The organism is Enterobacter sp. ZOR0014, assembly GCF_000798855.1.
Taxonomy (GTDB): domain Bacteria; phylum Pseudomonadota; class Gammaproteobacteria; order Enterobacterales; family Enterobacteriaceae; genus Enterobacter; species Enterobacter kobei.
Window position 1 is genome coordinate 1 of the sequence record NZ_JTLF01000305.1, and the last position, 15,579, is coordinate 15,579.

General features: G+C 54.8%; 13 protein-coding genes and 1 pseudogene. 7 read left to right on the forward strand and 7 right to left on the reverse strand.

The window, feature by feature from the left end; genetic code table 11:
- Window positions 1–180 precede the first annotated feature (180 nt).
- The 4 genes and pseudogenes from L977_RS25025 to L977_RS16210 all read left to right on the forward strand — a co-directional run.
- Window positions 181–246: pseudogene (locus L977_RS25025) on the forward strand (hypothetical protein); the annotation flags it as partial.
- A 154-nt stretch (window positions 247–400) separates the two neighbouring features.
- The gene (gene mutH / locus L977_RS16200) at window positions 401–1,093 is read left to right on the forward strand and encodes a DNA mismatch repair endonuclease MutH (protein WP_014885084.1); all 693 of its coding nucleotides are present in this window, start codon (window positions 401–403) and stop codon (window positions 1,091–1,093) included.
- Between the two features lie 128 nt (window positions 1,094–1,221).
- Window positions 1,222–1,440: a YgdI/YgdR family lipoprotein gene (locus L977_RS16205; RefSeq protein WP_047626216.1), complete on the forward strand. Its 219-nt coding sequence runs from the start codon at window positions 1,222–1,224 to the stop codon at window positions 1,438–1,440.
- A gap of 131 nt (window positions 1,441–1,571) precedes the next feature.
- Window positions 1,572–2,612, forward strand: a complete 1,041-nt coding sequence (locus tag L977_RS16210; protein WP_014885086.1) for an NADP(H)-dependent aldo-keto reductase — start codon at window positions 1,572–1,574, stop codon at window positions 2,610–2,612.
- A gap of 92 nt (window positions 2,613–2,704) precedes the next feature.
- On the opposite strand, the gene lplT is transcribed toward L977_RS16210, so the two are convergent.
- Both lplT and aas read right to left on the reverse strand, forming a co-directional pair.
- The gene (gene lplT / locus L977_RS16215) at window positions 2,705–3,898 is read right to left on the reverse strand and encodes a lysophospholipid transporter LplT (protein WP_023331222.1); all 1,194 of its coding nucleotides are present in this window, start codon (window positions 3,896–3,898) and stop codon (window positions 2,705–2,707) included.
- Window positions 3,891–6,050 (reverse strand): bifunctional acyl-ACP--phospholipid O-acyltransferase/long-chain-fatty-acid--ACP ligase, encoded by a 2,160-nt coding sequence (aas, locus tag L977_RS16220; protein ID WP_047626218.1) that lies wholly within the window; start codon window positions 6,048–6,050, stop codon window positions 3,891–3,893. The genes lplT and aas overlap by 8 nt, the downstream gene beginning before the upstream one ends.
- Window positions 6,051–6,674: 624 nt before the next feature.
- Between aas and galR the strand changes: the two genes are divergently transcribed.
- Window positions 6,675–7,691 carry an HTH-type transcriptional regulator GalR gene (gene galR, locus L977_RS16225; RefSeq protein WP_014885089.1) on the forward strand — a complete coding sequence of 339 codons (1,017 nt, stop codon included), beginning with the start codon at window positions 6,675–6,677 and terminating at the stop codon, window positions 7,689–7,691.
- Here the strand turns inward: galR and L977_RS16230 are convergent.
- Window positions 7,652–8,137 carry a GNAT family N-acetyltransferase gene (locus tag L977_RS16230; RefSeq protein WP_014885090.1) on the reverse strand — a complete coding sequence of 162 codons (486 nt, stop codon included), beginning with the start codon at window positions 8,135–8,137 and terminating at the stop codon, window positions 7,652–7,654. The genes galR and L977_RS16230 overlap by 40 nt on opposite strands.
- Window positions 8,138–8,358: 221 nt before the next feature.
- Between L977_RS16230 and L977_RS16235 the strand changes: the two genes are divergently transcribed.
- The gene (locus L977_RS16235) at window positions 8,359–9,396 is read left to right on the forward strand and encodes a LacI family DNA-binding transcriptional regulator (RefSeq protein ID WP_014885091.1); all 1,038 of its coding nucleotides are present in this window, start codon (window positions 8,359–8,361) and stop codon (window positions 9,394–9,396) included.
- Here L977_RS16235 and lysA read toward each other — a convergent pair.
- A complete protein-coding gene (gene lysA / locus L977_RS16240; protein WP_014885092.1) occupies window positions 9,366–10,628 on the reverse strand; it encodes a diaminopimelate decarboxylase in 1,263 nt (420 codons plus the stop codon). The two genes, L977_RS16235 and lysA, sit on opposite strands and share 31 nt — an antisense overlap.
- 122 nt (window positions 10,629–10,750) lie before the next feature.
- On the opposite strand from lysA, the gene L977_RS16245 reads away from it, so the two are divergent.
- On the forward strand, window positions 10,751–11,677 hold the full coding sequence (locus L977_RS16245; protein WP_014885093.1) for a LysR family transcriptional regulator: 927 nt from the start codon (window positions 10,751–10,753) through the stop codon (window positions 11,675–11,677).
- Here L977_RS16245 and L977_RS16250 read toward each other — a convergent pair.
- The 3 genes from L977_RS16250 to araE form a co-directional block, all read right to left on the reverse strand.
- Entirely contained in the window at window positions 11,672–12,364 is a 693-nt protein-coding gene (locus tag L977_RS16250; protein ID WP_014885094.1) for an aspartate/glutamate racemase, read from the reverse strand. The two genes, L977_RS16245 and L977_RS16250, sit on opposite strands and share 6 nt — an antisense overlap.
- 88 nt (window positions 12,365–12,452) lie before the next feature.
- The gene (gene wzz(fepE), locus L977_RS16255) at window positions 12,453–13,577 is read right to left on the reverse strand and encodes an LPS O-antigen length regulator Wzz(fepE) (protein ID WP_023337715.1); all 1,125 of its coding nucleotides are present in this window, start codon (window positions 13,575–13,577) and stop codon (window positions 12,453–12,455) included.
- Window positions 13,578–13,826: 249 nt separating this feature from the next.
- A complete protein-coding gene (gene araE / locus L977_RS16260) occupies window positions 13,827–15,242 on the reverse strand; it encodes an arabinose-proton symporter AraE (RefSeq protein ID WP_045134117.1) in 1,416 nt (471 codons plus the stop codon).
- Between the last annotated feature and the right edge of the window lie 337 nt (window positions 15,243–15,579).

Below are 15,579 nucleotides of genomic sequence, written 5' to 3' on the forward strand. Positions count from 1 at the left end.
GAACATTCAACAAAAAAGAGAATAGCGTGACGATCATCACATCAGGGATCATCGTGCTGATGAAAGATCGAACAGCGTCGGTTTTATCCACAGATTGTGCCAATAAGTTAAACACAATTTGTCTGAAATTTGGATTTTCGTCGCACGTCAAGGCTGTAAATTGAAACAGTAGTCAGGGTTATGCCCAGTTATCCCACTTTTCTGTGGATAACATGGTGTAAGATCCTGTTTATTGTCAGTGACCAGATTTGAACAACCCGTTTTACGTTTCAGATCTGATGCTAAATTTTCGATAAAAAAACCAATAAATCATAGACATGGAATATTGGTACAGAAAAAGTTAAACTCTATCCACAAGGGACAATTTCTTCGTTTATTTTTTAATCAAAAGGTTACCTTCATGCATCCGCTTACCCCCTTGCTCACACCGCCGTCAAGCGAGCGTCAGTTGCTGCAGCAGGCTCAGCGTCTGGCGGGTTTCTCGCTGGGCGAACTGGCGGCGATGGCAGGGCTTCCGATCCCGAAGGATCTGAAACGAGATAAAGGCTGGATCGGCATGCTGCTGGAACTGTGGCTGGGTGCCAGCGCCGGCAGCAAACCAGAGCAAGATTTTGCCGCCCTTGGCGTAGAGTTAAAAACCATTCCCATCGACAGCCAGGGCAAGCCTCTGGAGACCACGTTTGTCTGCGTTGCGCCTTTAACCGGTAACACCGGCGTGACGTGGGAGACCAGCCACGTGCGCCATAAGCTGAAGCGCGTGCTGTGGGTTCCGGTTGAAGGTGAACGTCAGATCCCACTGGCTGAGCGTCGCGTTGGCGCGCCACTGCTCTGGAGCCCGGATGAAGAGGAAGAGCATCAGCTGCGTCTGGACTGGGAAGAGCTTATGGACATGATCGTGCTCGGGCAGGTGGAACGCATCACCGCCCGACACGGAGAAGTGTTACAGCTGCGCCCAAAGGCGGCTAACAGCAAAGCGCTGACCGAGGCGATCGGCGCAATGGGCGAGCCGATACTGACGTTGCCGCGCGGTTTTTATCTCAAAAAGAATTTCACCGGCGCACTGCTTGCTCGTCATTTCTTACTAAAAACATAGTTTTTTACTTATTTTGCGAGCTAACAAACATAATCGCCTGGTTTTTAAGATTTTACTGCTTCTCCCTGTTTTCATAACGGGTTAATACTACACTATGATTTGATACGAGCCAGATGAGGACGATAACGATGAAAAAATGGGCGGTGTTAATTTCAGCAGTCGGGTTGGCGTTTGCTGTATCGGGCTGTGGCAGCGATTACGTTATGGCGACAAAAGATGGCCGGATGATCCTGACCGACGGCAAACCCGAAGTCGACGACGATACCGGTCTGGTCAGCTACCACGACCAGGCAGGCAATAAAATGCAGATCAATCGCGACGAAGTTTCGCAAATTATTGAGCGATAACAGTCAGAGGTCAGTAGCGTACTGGCCTTTTTGATTTTTTTCTTCCCCTTTTGCTTCCCCTCTGCCATGTTTATATTCCTTTGTCGGGAGGTTCCTGACGCGGTCTACATGTCTATTGAAGGAAGCCGGCTATGCATTATCACCGTATCCCCCACAGCGCTCTGGAGATAAGTCAACTGGGGTTGGGCACGATGACATTTGGTGAACAAAACAGCGAAGCCGATGCCCATGCACAACTCGATTATGCCGTCAGCCAGGGCATTAACCTGATTGATGTCGCAGAGATGTACCCTGTGCCGCCACGCCCTGAAACCCAGGGACTTACCGAAACCTACGTCGGTAACTGGCTGGCAAAACGCGGCAACCGTGAAAAGCTGGTTATCGCCTCGAAAGTCAGCGGCCCCTCGCGCAATAACGATGCCGGGATCCGCCCAAACCAAATCCTAGATCGCAAAAATATCCGCGCCGCGCTGGATGCCAGCCTGAAGCGCCTGCAAACCGACTATCTTGATCTGTACCAGGTCCACTGGCCACAGCGTCCAACCAACTGTTTCGGTAAGCTTGGCTACAGCTGGAATGAGAGCGCTCCCGCCGTTACGCTGCTGGAAACGCTGGAAGCGCTGACCGAATGCCAGCGCGCGGGGAAAATCCGCTACATTGGCGTGTCTAACGAAACGGCCTTTGGCGTGATGCGCTATCTGCACCTGGCGGATAAACACGATCTGCCGCGCATCGTCACCATTCAAAACCCCTACAGCCTGCTTAACCGCAGCTACGAAGTTGGCCTGGCGGAAGTGACACAATATGAAGAGGTGGAACTGCTCGCCTATTCCTGCCTCGGTTTTGGCACGCTGACGGGGAAATACCTGAACGGCGCAAAACCGGCCGGGGCGCGTAATACCCTCTTTAGCCGCTTTACCCGCTACAGCGGCGAGCAGACACAGAAAGCCGTTGCGGCCTATGTGGATATCGCAAAGCGTCACGGTCTTGACCCCGCACAGATGGCGCTGGCCTTCGTGCGCCGTCAGCCGTTTGTGGCCAGTACTCTGCTGGGGGCTACCACTCTGGAACAGCTGAAAACCAATATTGAGAGTTTCCATCTGGACCTGAGTGAAGAGGTATTAGCGGAGATTGAAGCGGTGCATCAGGTTTATACGTATCCTGCACCGTAATAAATGCAAAACGGCAACGCACGTTGCCGTTTTTAGTGTTCGCACCCTCTCCCGTGGGAGAGGGCCGGGGTGAGGGCATCAGACCGCATAAATCAACGGCGACGCTGCCAAAGCCATAATGCGGCAATCGCCAGCGCAAACAGCGCACCAAACCCGACGCCAATTCCCACCACTGGCACACCGACTTTCACCGCCAGCGAGTAGAGCCCCAGCATTAACAGCATCGCCAGGTTTTCACCCAGATTTTGCACCGCAATGGCATTTCCCGCCCCAACAGTCTGCTTGCCGCGCTCCTGCAGTAACGCGTTGAGTGGTACCACGAAGAAACCACCCAGAATACCAATCAGGATCAGTAGAGCATAAGCAGGCAATAACGCATGCTGTAGCGAGAAAAGGAGCACCGCGACGCCAATGAGGATCCCCGCAGGCATGCAGCGTGCCACCGTTTCGAGCGTCACCAGCTTCGCCGCCGCGCCCGCGCCAACAACAATGCCGATCGCCACCATCGCGTTAAGATAGGTCGGCGTCGCATTGTCGGTAATGCCCAGCGCCACCGGCACCCACAGCACCAGCAGGAAGCGCAGCGTGACGCCTGCGCCCCAGAACATACTAGTGCCCATCAGAGAGAAACGTGTTTCACCGTTACGCCAGAGCACGCGGCAGGCATTAAAGAAACTGCCGGTCATCGGTTTGAAGCGCCAGGATTGTCCCGGACGGGCTACCGGCAGCTTTGGAATGAACAGGTTAGCCACGACCGCACCGCCATACACCACCGCACAAACGCCCAGCGCCGCCAGGACATGCCAGTCGGCCAGTACACCGCCCGCGACGGAGCCGAGCAGGATAGCGGCGATAGTAGACGACTCCATCAGGCCGTTGGCTTTCACCAGCTTATCACCCGTGGTCAGCTCTCCGAGGATGCCATATTTCGCCGGTGAGTAGGCGGCAGCACCAATGCCCACCAGCGTGTAGCCAATAAACGGATTGAAACCAAAGCAAATGCTGGCGGCCCCCAGCAGCTTCAGACCGTTAGCAAACATCATCACCCGGCCTTTCGGGAAACTGTCCGCCACCTGCCCCACAAACGGCGCGAAGATAATGTAAGCGCCCACAAACACCATCTGCAGGATCGGCTGGCTCCAGTCAGGGTAAAACTCGGCCTTCAGCAGCGCCAGGGTGGCAAACAACAGCGCGTTATCGCCGAACGCAGAGAGAAACTGCGCAGCAATCACTGCCATCATGCCTTTTGACCTAAGCGATGTGTTAGTGTGCACTGACTCACGCATTTTGCTGTTCCGCCTCTTCAACCATGCCTTTCAGGGTCACAAAGTCAGGCTTACCGCTACCCAATACCGGAAGGTGTTTCAGGTAACGAATATCGCGCGGTACCGCCAGCTCGGGAATGCCATGCTCACGCGCATGGCTAAGTAACCTGTCGCGCTTCAGCTCACTGTCGGTGGTAAACAGGACCAGCGCCTCGCCTTTGCTGGCATCACTCTTCACCACCGTCGCGTGCATCTTATCCGCGGACACCGCCGTCGCCAGCTGTTCAACCATCTCCAGAGAGACCATTTCACCGGCGATTTTGGCGAAGCGTTTTGCACGCCCCTGAATCTGCACAAAGCCCTGCTCGTCGAAGCGAACGATATCACCGGTGTCGTACCAGCCGGTTTCAACCTCACCGTTCACGTTTTCCGCCGTTGGCGCTTCCAGCACGCCCGGGTTTTCCACGCGCAGGTAACCATTCATCACGTTTGGTCCTTTCAGCTGCAGGCGGCCACCGTCCTCAATGCCCGGTACCGCCAGCAGACGCGCATCCATTCCCGGCAGAATTCGGCCAACCGTACCCGGCTTCGCCGCCATCGGCACGTTGATGGAGACGACGGGTGCGCACTCCGTAACGCCATAGCCTTCAAGAATGCGCAGGCCAAACTTGTCCTGCCAGATCTGACGCGTGCTCTCCTGCAGTTTTTCCGCCCCCGCCACCACATAACGCACACGATAGAAATCATATGGATTAGCGAAACGCGCATAGTTACCCAGGAAGGTTGAGGTCCCAAACAGGACGGTGCAGTTACGGTCATACACCAGCTCCGGCACAATGCGGTAATGCAGCGGGCTGGGATAGAGGAACACTTCTGCGCCGGTCAGCAGCGGCGTAAACAGCCCCACCGTCAGACCAAAGGAGTGGAACAGCGGCAGCGCAGACATAAAACGGTCACTGGCGGTAAAGTCAGCAATGCTTTTGATCTGTTCAACGTTCGCGAGAATACTCTTGTGGCTGTGGACGACGCCTTTCGGGTTGCCTTCCGAACCGGAGGTAAAGAGGATAATCGCGTCATCTTCCGGCTGCTGTTTAACCTGTGCCAGATGGGGCATCAGCAGGTGAGCGAAAATCCACAGCTTGTCGCCCGTCGTCACGTCCGCCTTCAGATCTTCCAGGAAGACCCAGCGAACCTGAGTCAGCTGCTCCGGCAGATGCCACAGCTTGCCTTTATCCAGGAACTGGCGAGAGGTAAAAACGGTGTTGATTTGGGCCGCAGTGATGGCACTGGTCAGCCCTTTTACACCCGCCGTGTAGTTCATCATTGCCGGAATACGGCCGCGGGACACCGCACCAAAAATCACCGCTGCGCTGATGCCCGCGTTAGGCAGCATCAGGCCAATCTTATCACCCTTCTTACTGTATTTTTCAAGAATGCGGCCCACAAACAGGGTCTTGGTCAGCAGTTTGCGATATGTGTCAGGCGTGAAATTGATGTCTTCAATACAGTTTTTCCTGGCACCATAGCGATACTGTGCCGAAAGCAGAGATTCATACAGCGTTTCGCGCGGACGAACGGCCATTCGCGCTTCCATCATAATCTGGTGCAGCATTTCTCCGGCAATTTTACGGCGATCGCGGGCACGCGGTGCATCGGGCATCGGTAACGACGTTGGCGGCAGAATATGCAGGGTAATTTTTGGGAACAGACGCTGCTTCACCAGCCCTTTCAGGCGGCTGAAGTGGCTCAGCTCTGCGCCTTCGATACGCAGTGGCACCACGGTCGCTTTTGACTTCGCCGCGACAAATCCCGCGCCGTCATAGATTTTCATTAGCGAGCCGGTCACTGAAATGCGCCCTTCCGGGAAAATGACCACCGGACGCCCCTGCTCAACCAGACGTACCAGATGTTTAATCATCATCGGTTTGGTGGGGTCGAGCGGCACGAAGTCAATCAGCGGCGTGAGCCAGCGCATATACCACTGCTGGCTGATGGAGGTATACACCGCAAACACCGGACGCACGGGCAAAAACAGCGCCAGCAGGATGCCATCGATAAAGGAAACATGATTTGGTGTGATGAGAACGCGTTCGCCGCGAAGCGCCTGGGCATCGCCAGTGACGCGGATGCGAAAAAGAATACGGAAAAGTGTACGGAAGAACCCAAATAGCATCTCAACTCCCTTTGCCAGACAGTGTGGAGGGTTGACAGTAAATGGTGGCAGATTACACGAGAAGTGGTATGGGAGCGACAGCAAAAGTGGGGGCAAAAAAAAACCTGCGCATCCGCGCAGGTTGGTGCAAGAGATGAGTACGAAAACGTACTAAGAATTCTCACCAATCAATACCTCTGGGATCTTGATTGTGGCCGTTGCCCCTGCGCTTCGCCAGCAGGAAAACGCAAGGGAATGAGCCGAAGTGCAACCAGGTGTGAATATTCTCTTTTGCTGTTACAGGTTGAACTATCAGGCAAAAAAAAACCTGCGTAAAAACGCAGGCTGGTGTAAGTCGTGTTAATCAACCGGAGTTGATTCCACCTATCAATACCTCTGGGATCTCGACTCTATCAACCTCTTTAACGTCATCGCCACCGGACAATCGCAACAGCCTGAGGCAAAGTGTAACCAAAGGTTCAGATTCACCGTCTTCAGACATGACTGCGCGTGTAACGATTACACGATCAGGGGTGTTCTGCGTCACGTTTGTAGTGAGGGGAAATCGGTGCCCCTTGAATGCACGCCACTTTTCCGCAACACTATTTGGTGTGTAAACGCTTACCCCTAATAAGAAGGTTATAAATGGCGACAATAAAGGATGTGGCTCGTCTGGCCGGTGTTTCGGTTGCCACCGTCTCCCGCGTGATTAATGATTCCCCCAAAGCCAGCGACGCATCACGCCAGGCGGTACAAAGCGCCATGGAAACCCTGAACTACCACCCCAACGCCAATGCTCGCGCGCTCGCCCAGCAGTCCACTGAAACCATTGGTCTGGTGGTGGGTGATGTATCCGACCCCTTTTTCGGCGCCATGGTGAAGGCGGTTGAACAGGTCTCTTATCAGACGGGTAACTTTTTACTGATCGGCAATGGCTATCATAATGAGCAAAAAGAGCGCCAGGCGATCGAACAGTTGATCCGCCACCGCTGCGCAGCTCTGGTGGTTCACGCCAAAATGATCCCGGATGCCGAACTGATTCACCTGATGAAGCAGATGCCCGGCATGGTCATCATCAACCGCATTATTCCTGGATTTGAAAAACGCTGCGTGGCTCTCGACGACCGCTACGGCGCCTGGCTTGCGACCCGTCATCTGATTCAACAGGGACATACGCGGATTGGCTATCTCTGTTCCAACCACCCTATTTCTGACGCAGAAGATCGTCTTCAGGGCTACTACGATGCCCTGCGCGAAAACGGTCTGCCCTGTAATGACCGTCTGGTGGCCTATGGTGAACCGGATGAGAGCGGTGGCGAACAGGCTATGACGGAACTGCTGGGCCGCGGACGGAACTTCACGGCAGTGGCCAGCTATAACGACTCGATGGCCGCTGGCGCAATGGGGGTATTGAATGATAACGGGATTGAGGTCCCGGCAGAAATCTCGCTGATTGGCTTTGATGATGTGCTGGTCTCTCGCTATGTGCGCCCGCGCCTGACCACCGTGCGTTACCCTATCATCACGATGGCCACACAGGCTGCCGAGCTGGCGTTAGCGCTGGCCGAGCAACGCCAGCCACCGGAAATTACCCATCTCTTCAGCCCAACCTTAGTGCGCCGTCACTCCGTTGCGTCGCCTGCTGAAGCGCAAAGCGAATAACGGTACAGATGTACCGTTTTATCGGGATACTCCAGCCCATCGCCAATGTACTGCCAGCCGTAACGTTCATAGAAGTCACGGCAGGCAGACCAGAGATGGAGTTCGTCGTATCCGGCCTGTGCGGCAAAGGCGATAACGTGTTGCTGTAACTTACCTGCCAGTCCCTTACCGCGCGCCGCCTCATCAACGTAGAGCGCCGCCAGCCACGGACAGAGATCCTGTCGGGTAATCAAATCGCAGCGCCAGAGGCCCACCGTGCCGAGAAGCTGTTGGTCTTCTAAAGCGATAAACGTCAACGGCAGTGCCCCCGGCGCCTGGCTGTGCTCAACGATGCTGTGGAAAAATGCCCGTGGGAGCCCCTCGCCAAACGCCTGCCATATCCAGTCGGTAACCTGCTCCGCATACTGCGGGGCTTCATAAAGCGGGAGGATGACACTCTTTTTCACGTTTCACCTGGGTGTTCTTATTAATGGGCTAGCCTGACGCCTCCAGCCCGGTTTGTCGATTATTTTACCAGAGTCAGACTATTACGTTTTACTTCTGATGGGCCAGGCGAATCGTTACCAAAAAGCGTGATCGTGGCAGAAGTTTTGCCCTTCCCGCATCGCTTATACGCCGTCAGGTCTGTGTTAAACTGCAGGGCATTACGTGGAAGCAGGAATGTAGAATGGCAACAATGCTGGATGTCTCACTGCGTGCGGGCGTGTCGAAGGCTACCGTCTCGCGCGTGCTGAACGGCACGGGTCAGGTTAAAGAGAGTACGCGTCAGCAGGTCTTTGCTGCGATGGAAGAGCTGGGCTACCGCCCCAACTTTCTCGCGCGCTCACTGGCTAACCAGACCAGCAACAGCATTGGTCTGGTCGTCTCCACCTTCGACGGCTTTTATTTTGGGCGCCTTCTGCAGCAGGCGTCGCGGCAGACCGAAACCCACGGCAAACAGCTGATCGTCACCGACGGTCACGACGCGCCGGAACAGGAAGAACAGGCAGTGCAAATGCTGGCCGATCGTCAGTGTGATGCCATCGTGCTTTACACGCGCTATATGAGCGAAAAAGCGATCATCAAACTGATGAATACCGTGCAAACGCCGCTGGTGGTCATCAACCGTGAAGTCAGTCAGGCTCCGGATCGCTGCGTGTTCTTCGAACAGCAGGATGCCGCGTTTAAGGCGGTGGATTACCTGATCAATCAGGGCCATCGGGAGATCGCCTGCATTACCGTCCCGATCCACACGCCCACGGGTAAAGCGCGGCTGATGGGCTATCGCAAGGCGCTGGAAAAGCACGGTATTCGCCTGGACGAGCGTCGAATTAAGTACGGTGATGCCGGAATGACGAGAGGCTATGAGCTGTGCAAGGAGCTGATTGCCGACGGCGTGCCGTTTAGCGCCCTGTTTGCCTGTAACGATGATATGGCACTGGGTGCGTCCAAAGCGTTGCACCAGGCAGGACTCAAGATCCCGCAGGATATCTCCCTGTTCGGTTTTGACGATGCCCCAAGCGCGAAGTGGCTGGAGCCTGCGCTTTCATCGGTTTATCTGCCGATAGATAACATGATTATTACGGCCATCGATCAGGCGATCCGGCTGGCAAAAAACCAGCCGGTTGATGCGATCCCGCCGTTTACCGGCACGCTGGTATTACGCGATTCGGTCACCACCGGGCCGTACTTTACTCAGATGAGTTCTAAAGCCAGCAGCTCCTGAATGGTCTGACGACGACGGATCAACTGCGCTTTGCCGTTATCAAACAGCACTTCCGGCAGCAACGGGCGGCTGTTGTAGTTCGAGGACATCGACGCCCCGTACGCCCCGGTGTCGTGCAGCACCAGATAATCGCCCGGCTTCACCTCTGGCAGCGCGCGGGTTTCCACTTTTCCACCTTCCTGCTGAGTGAATACGTCACCCGATTCACACAGCGGGCCTGCGACAACCGTCTCGCGGCGCGGCGCATGCGTTAAATCGCGGCCATCAGCGGCCAGCGCGGTAATGTGATGATAGCTGCCGTACATCGATGGACGCATCAGGTCGTTAAAGCCCGCGTCAATCAATACGAAGTGGCGGGAACCCATCTCTTTGACGCTGCGTACCTGCGCCACCAGCACACCGGCTTCGGCCACCAGGAAACGACCCGGCTCAATTTCCAGCTTCACGGCATGACCGAGATGGGCGGCGATTTGGTCACGCGCGGCGCTCCACAGGCCGTAATAGTGATCGGTGTCGATCGCCTCCTCTCCTTCGCGGTAAGGAATGGAAAGCCCGCCCCCGGCGGAGATCGCCTCAAGATCCTGGCCAAAATCGACAACCTGGCGCACCATCGCTCCGCAAACCTGCTCCAGATGGCCGTAATCCACGCCAGAGCCAATGTGCATGTGAATACCCACCAGCTTCAGGTTGTAACGCTGCAACACGTCAAGCGCGGCTGGCATGTCGGCATACCAGATGCCGTGCTTGCTGTTTTCGCCGCCGGTGTTCGTTTTTTGGCTATGACCGTGACCGAAACCCGGATTCACACGCAGCCAGACGCGATGACCGGGTGAAACCTGACCCAGCTGCTCCAGCATATCCACCGAACCGGCATTCACCGGCACCTGCAGTTCATGCACGCGCGCCAGCGTGGCGTCGTCAATCAGATCCGCAGTAAAGACAATCGCGTCTGGATCGGTTTTCGGATCAAATCCGGCCGCCAGCGCACGTTCGATTTCACCCAGCGAGACAGAGTCAACCTTGACCCCCTGCTCACGCATCAGGCGCAGGATGTGAATATTGGAGCAGGCCTTCTGGGCAAAACGCACCACGTCAAACTGATGCAGGGCCGCGATCTTCTCGCGAACGATCTGCGCGTCGTAGACCCATACCGGGCAACCAAACTCGGCGGGCAGGCGGAGCAAGTTTTCGGCATTTAAATCGGTATCAGTTTGATTGAGCGGGCGTGGCATGGTCTTCTCCGGATAAATTCATTTTTCATGATTACGCCACAGCGGAAGGAGAATAAAAAATATCGTTTTATCGTGAGTCTATGCAAAAATGATATGGACAGTTCTATGCTTTCAGGTGCCCTATGCCCGCTGTGAATTTACGCCATATAGAGATTTTTCACGCTGTGATGACCACCGGCAATCTCACCGAAGCCGCGCAGATGCTGCATACGTCGCAGCCGACGGTCAGCCGCGAGCTGGCGCGCTTCGAAAAGGTACTGGAACTGAAACTGTTCGAGCGCACCCGGGGAAGACTTCACCCGACGGTGCAGGGGTTGCGCCTGTTTGAGGAAGTCCAGCGCTCCTGGTACGGGCTGGACAGAATTGTCAGTGCGGCGGAAAGTCTGCGCGAGTTTCGTCAGGGCGAGCTGTCGATTGTCTGTCTTCCGGTTTTCTCTCAGTCTTTTTTACCGACCCTGCTTCAGCCTTTTCTGGCCCGCTATCCGGAGGTCAATCTCACCATCGTGCCGCAGGAGTCCCCCCTGCTTGAAGAGTGGCTTTCAGCACAGCGTCATGATTTGGGTCTGACCGAAACGCTCTCCACGCCTGCGGGAACGGCACGCACGGAGTTACTTTCTTTAGATGAAGTGTGCGTTTTGCCCGCCGGGCACCGGCTCGCCGGTAAGACAGTGATTGCACCAGAGGATTTCCACGGGGAGAACTATATTAGCCTGTCGCAAACCGACAGCTACCGGCAGCTGCTGGATACGCTTTTTGCTGAGCATCAGGTGAAACGGCGGATGGTAGTGGAAACGCACAGCGCGGCGTCAATATGTGCAATGGTGCGGGCGGGCGTCGGCGTCGCGGTCGTTAACCCGCTCACGGCGCTGGATTATGCCGGGAGCGATATCGTGATTCGCCCGTTTAGCCTATCCGTTCCGTTCACCGTGAGCCTGATCCGCCCGCTACACCGTCCGGCCTCCGCGCTGGTGGACACATTCACCGAACACTTAATGGAGCACGCCCGCCAGGTGGCGCTTCGCTTACCTGAACGGCAAAACCCATTATGAGAGCATAAACTCCACGGCATCGGCGGCGTGAATGGCGGCGGTATCAAAGACCGGGACCGGGCTTCGCTCTGCAGGCACCAGCAGGCCGATCTCCGTGCAGCCGAAGATCACCCCTTCAGCCCCCTGCTGCGCCAGCTTTTCAATCACGCTGACGTAATACGCCCGGGAAGGCTCGCTGAAGGTACCCAGGCACAGTTCTTCGAAGATAATCTGATTGAGGCGCGCCCGGTCTTTCTCATCCGGTATCAGGCTTTCGATGCCGAATTCGCTGTGCAAACGCCCGCGATAGAAATCCTGCTCCATGGTGTAGCGCGTGCCGAGCAATGCCACGCGCGACATCCCCGACGAGCGAATCGCACGTCCTGTGGCATCGGCGATGTGCAGGAATGGCAGCGAACAGCGTGCTTCAATGTGCGATGCGACTTTGTGCATCGTATTGGTACACAGCAGAATGCCCTGCGCCCCCGCACGCTCCAGCCCCAGCGCGGCATCCGCCAGTATTTCACCGGCTTTATCCCACTCTCCGCTCGACTGACAGGCTTCAATTTCATGGAAATCAACGCTGTGCAGCAGCAGACTCGCAGAATGCAGTCCGCCCAGACGCTGCTTTACCCCTTCGTTAATCAGGCGGTAATAAGGGATTGTCGATTCCCAGCTCATCCCACCTATCAGGCCGATCGTTTTCATTATCTCTCCTTATCTCTGGTATCTCTTTTAACACAACCGACGCCCATAAAAAAAGGCGCTGTATTCAGCGCCTTTTTAAACCCTGCGTTTATTGTGTCAACGGCTCTGACAGCGGATGACGGGAGAGCATCGCTTCACGCAGCAACACGCTACCGCAGGCAAAGAGCCCGCCCAGGAGTGCCGCCAGAATTACAATCAGAGGTTTGCCCGGACCGTCTTTTTTCACCGGCAAAGACGGAGAAAGCTGATACCTGAAGGGTTCAAGCTTAACGTCTGCAAAGGAGAGATTTTTCAGCTGCGCCAGATAGTATTCCCGGTTCTGGAAGTCCGCGTTCAGCTCCGTCACATCTTTGAGATTTTTTTCAATCTGCAGCTTTTGCGCAATTCCGTCGGCACCGAGCGCAACGGAGTAATCCGGGTCATCTTTTACCGCCTGCCCGCTACTGTAGACTGGCTTCTTAATGCCCGCGGCATTCGCCACTTCCAGCGAATAATTCAGCCGCTGCAGGTTAGTATTGTGAATATTGGTCAGGCGAACACGGTCTAGCCTCAGCTGCTGCTCTACCTCATTCGTCCTGAGGGCGATCTGGTTACGGATATTTTGCACTGTCTCTTTTTCAACAACCGCCGCGATATAATTGATATACCCCTCCAGTACGGTTTGCGCATCACTGGCTTTCGGTGCCGTGAAGCTCAGTGTCCAGGAGACATAAGGCACTTTATCCGCATCTTTTACCTGCGCGTCATTCACCGCTTTCATTCTTTCCGCAATATTGACGACCGCACGGTGCAGTTCAAGCGCGTCAACCTCAACCTCTTCAAGCTGTGACATGACGTAAGGGGAAGAGGTCAAATACTCTTTGAGCAATGACTGCGACTGGAATTTTTTGATAAACAGGTCAAAGATTTCCGAACGTGTCACCTGCGCCTTCACGTCAAGAACCTGCAGCGCAACCATCATCTGGCGCAGCGGGTTCCACTGCGTCTGCTCTGCCGGGGTGATCACCGCTTTACTGGTCCATTTTTGCGGCAACAGAAACGCAATAGCCAGGCCTGCCAGCGCAAAGATAAAGACGATGGTGACGATGCGTTTTTTCGCGGCCAGCAGAACATCTAACAGACCCAGAAGGTCGATCTCTTTTGGAGAGATTGCGGGGGTAGCATATGAAGGAAAATCGAGATCCGTATTTTTTTTGAAATCCATTGCTGACATAGCCGTTCTTCTATTGCGATTGCAGTAAAGTTCTGCCTGGTGAGTTCAGTTTTCAGATAATACTAGGAAATGAGAATAATCTGAACGCAAGAATCGGCTATGTGTGCGCTTGCTATCAAAGTTGGTAGTTATTTACAACATGGCTCTTGTTAAACATCGATCTAGAAAAAAGCCGGGTGGCGCTAGCGCTTACCCGGCGTACATTTTGCCCACGCAGGCCCAGTAAACGTAGGGCCCCCGGTATTCACATTACACGCCGATATTACGCAGTTTTTCCCCGGCCATTAGTTTGCGTTCAATATGTTCCAGCGTCACACCTTTGGTTTCCGGAATCAGCCAGAAGGTCACGCCAATAAACGCCACGTTCAGCACCGTGTAGAGCCAGAAGGTTCCCGCAGCGCCAATGGCATCCAGCAGCGTCAGGAAGGTCGCACCAATGATCATGTTCGACACCCAGTTGGTGGTGGTGGAACAGGTGATCCCAAAGTCACGGCATTTGAGCGGCTGAATTTCGGAGCACAGGATCCACACCACAGGTGCGGCGCTCATCGCGTAACCGGCAATACACATCATGGTCATCCCGACAGAAAGCCAGGAAAGACCGCTTGAGGCCGTGCCGTTATCAAACTGCATCAGGCAGTAGCCGAGGATCAGCGTGCCGAGAGCCATCACGCTAAAGCCAATTTTCAGCGCCGGTTTACGCCCGGCTTTATCGACGGTGAATACCGCAATAAAGGTGGCGAACATAAAGGTGAGCCCCACCACCAGCGTGGCAATCATCTGCTGCTCAGTGGTGGTAAAACCGGCCATTTTGAAGATGCGTGGCGCGTAGTACATGATGATGTTCATCCCGGTGAACTGCTGCATCGCCTGCAGCAACATGCCGAGGAACACCGCGCGGCGCACGTTGCGGTTGATCTTAAACAGCGCCCAGCCCCCCTGCTTCAGCTTCAGGCTTTCGCGGATTTCGTTCAGCTCTTCACGCGCTTTTTCAGAAGTATCGCGCAGCATCCGCAGCACCTCTTCCGCCTCGACGTGACGCCCTTTTTGCGCCAGCCAGCGCGGGCTATTGGGCAGGAAGATCACTAATACAATCAGCACCACCGCAGGCAACGCCAGCACGCCGAGCATGGCGCGCCAGTTGCCGCTGTAGCTGAAGTACGTATCGGACAGGAACGCCAGCACGATGCCCAGCGTCACCATCAGCTGATACATACTGATCATCTTGCCGCGCACATTCTCACTTGCCATCTCAGAGAGATAAAGCGGTGCCGTGTAGGAGGCGATCCCCACTGCCACGCCGAGCAGCACGCGGGAAAGCAGCAGCACCTCTACGTTGGTCGCAAATGCAGAGCCAATTGACCCCGCAACAAACAGGACGGCGCCGACCATCAGGCTGTATTTGCGCCCGAGGCGGAACGAAAGCCAGCCGTTAAACAGCGCACCGATAGCCGCACCAAGCATCATGCTGCTCACCACCCACTCCTGCAGGCGATTACTCAACGTAAAATGATCGGTAATAAACGGCAGCGCCCCGGCGATGACGCCGATATCCAGGCCGAACAGCAAACCCGCTACAGCTGCCGCAATGGAGACAAACTGGTTCATGCGTCGGGTATCGCGCAGCGCAGCGGGCATCAGGGTAGAGTCATTGATAGATGTCATATTTTTCCTGCCTCAACAGCAAAATTTGTTAAGTGAAATTACGAGAAAGCGCGGAAAAGTGTCAGGCTGGAATTCGCGAAGATATGGATGATTTCGCTATGGCATAGCGATCTGTGATGGACATTACAATTTCAACTAATCCTGAATAATCACAATATTTTACTAATGCGTTAATTTTTCAGGAATAAAAGTGTGATAGCGGTCATTTATCATTTTTCAGTATGGATTTTTCGTGTTTATCGATATGGATTTTGACAATTTTTAAGCAAAAAAAAACCTCCGCTGAAGGGCAGTAATGCCAGTCAGTTAAGCAACTGACTGGCCCTTTTTCGGGGCT

Coding starts and splice junctions, on each gene's coding strand:
- lplT (WP_023331222.1), bottom strand. CDS start 3,898: ATGCGTGAGTCAGTGCACACTAACACATCGCTTAGGTCAAAAGGCATG.
- araE (WP_045134117.1), bottom strand. CDS start 15,242: ATGACATCTATCAATGACTCTACCCTGATGCCCGCTGCGCTGCGCGAT.
- L977_RS16235 (WP_014885091.1), top strand. CDS start 8,359: ATGGCAACAATGCTGGATGTCTCACTGCGTGCGGGCGTGTCGAAGGCT.
- lysA (WP_014885092.1), bottom strand. CDS start 10,628: ATGCCACGCCCGCTCAATCAAACTGATACCGATTTAAATGCCGAAAAC.
- aas (WP_047626218.1), bottom strand. CDS start 6,050: ATGCTATTTGGGTTCTTCCGTACACTTTTCCGTATTCTTTTTCGCATC.
- L977_RS16250 (WP_014885094.1), bottom strand. CDS start 12,364: ATGAAAACGATCGGCCTGATAGGTGGGATGAGCTGGGAATCGACAATC.
- mutH (WP_014885084.1), top strand. CDS start 401: ATGCATCCGCTTACCCCCTTGCTCACACCGCCGTCAAGCGAGCGTCAG.
- galR (WP_014885089.1), top strand. CDS start 6,675: ATGGCGACAATAAAGGATGTGGCTCGTCTGGCCGGTGTTTCGGTTGCC.
- L977_RS16210 (WP_014885086.1), top strand. CDS start 1,572: ATGCATTATCACCGTATCCCCCACAGCGCTCTGGAGATAAGTCAACTG.
- L977_RS16205 (WP_047626216.1), top strand. CDS start 1,222: ATGAAAAAATGGGCGGTGTTAATTTCAGCAGTCGGGTTGGCGTTTGCT.
- L977_RS16245 (WP_014885093.1), top strand. CDS start 10,751: ATGCCCGCTGTGAATTTACGCCATATAGAGATTTTTCACGCTGTGATG.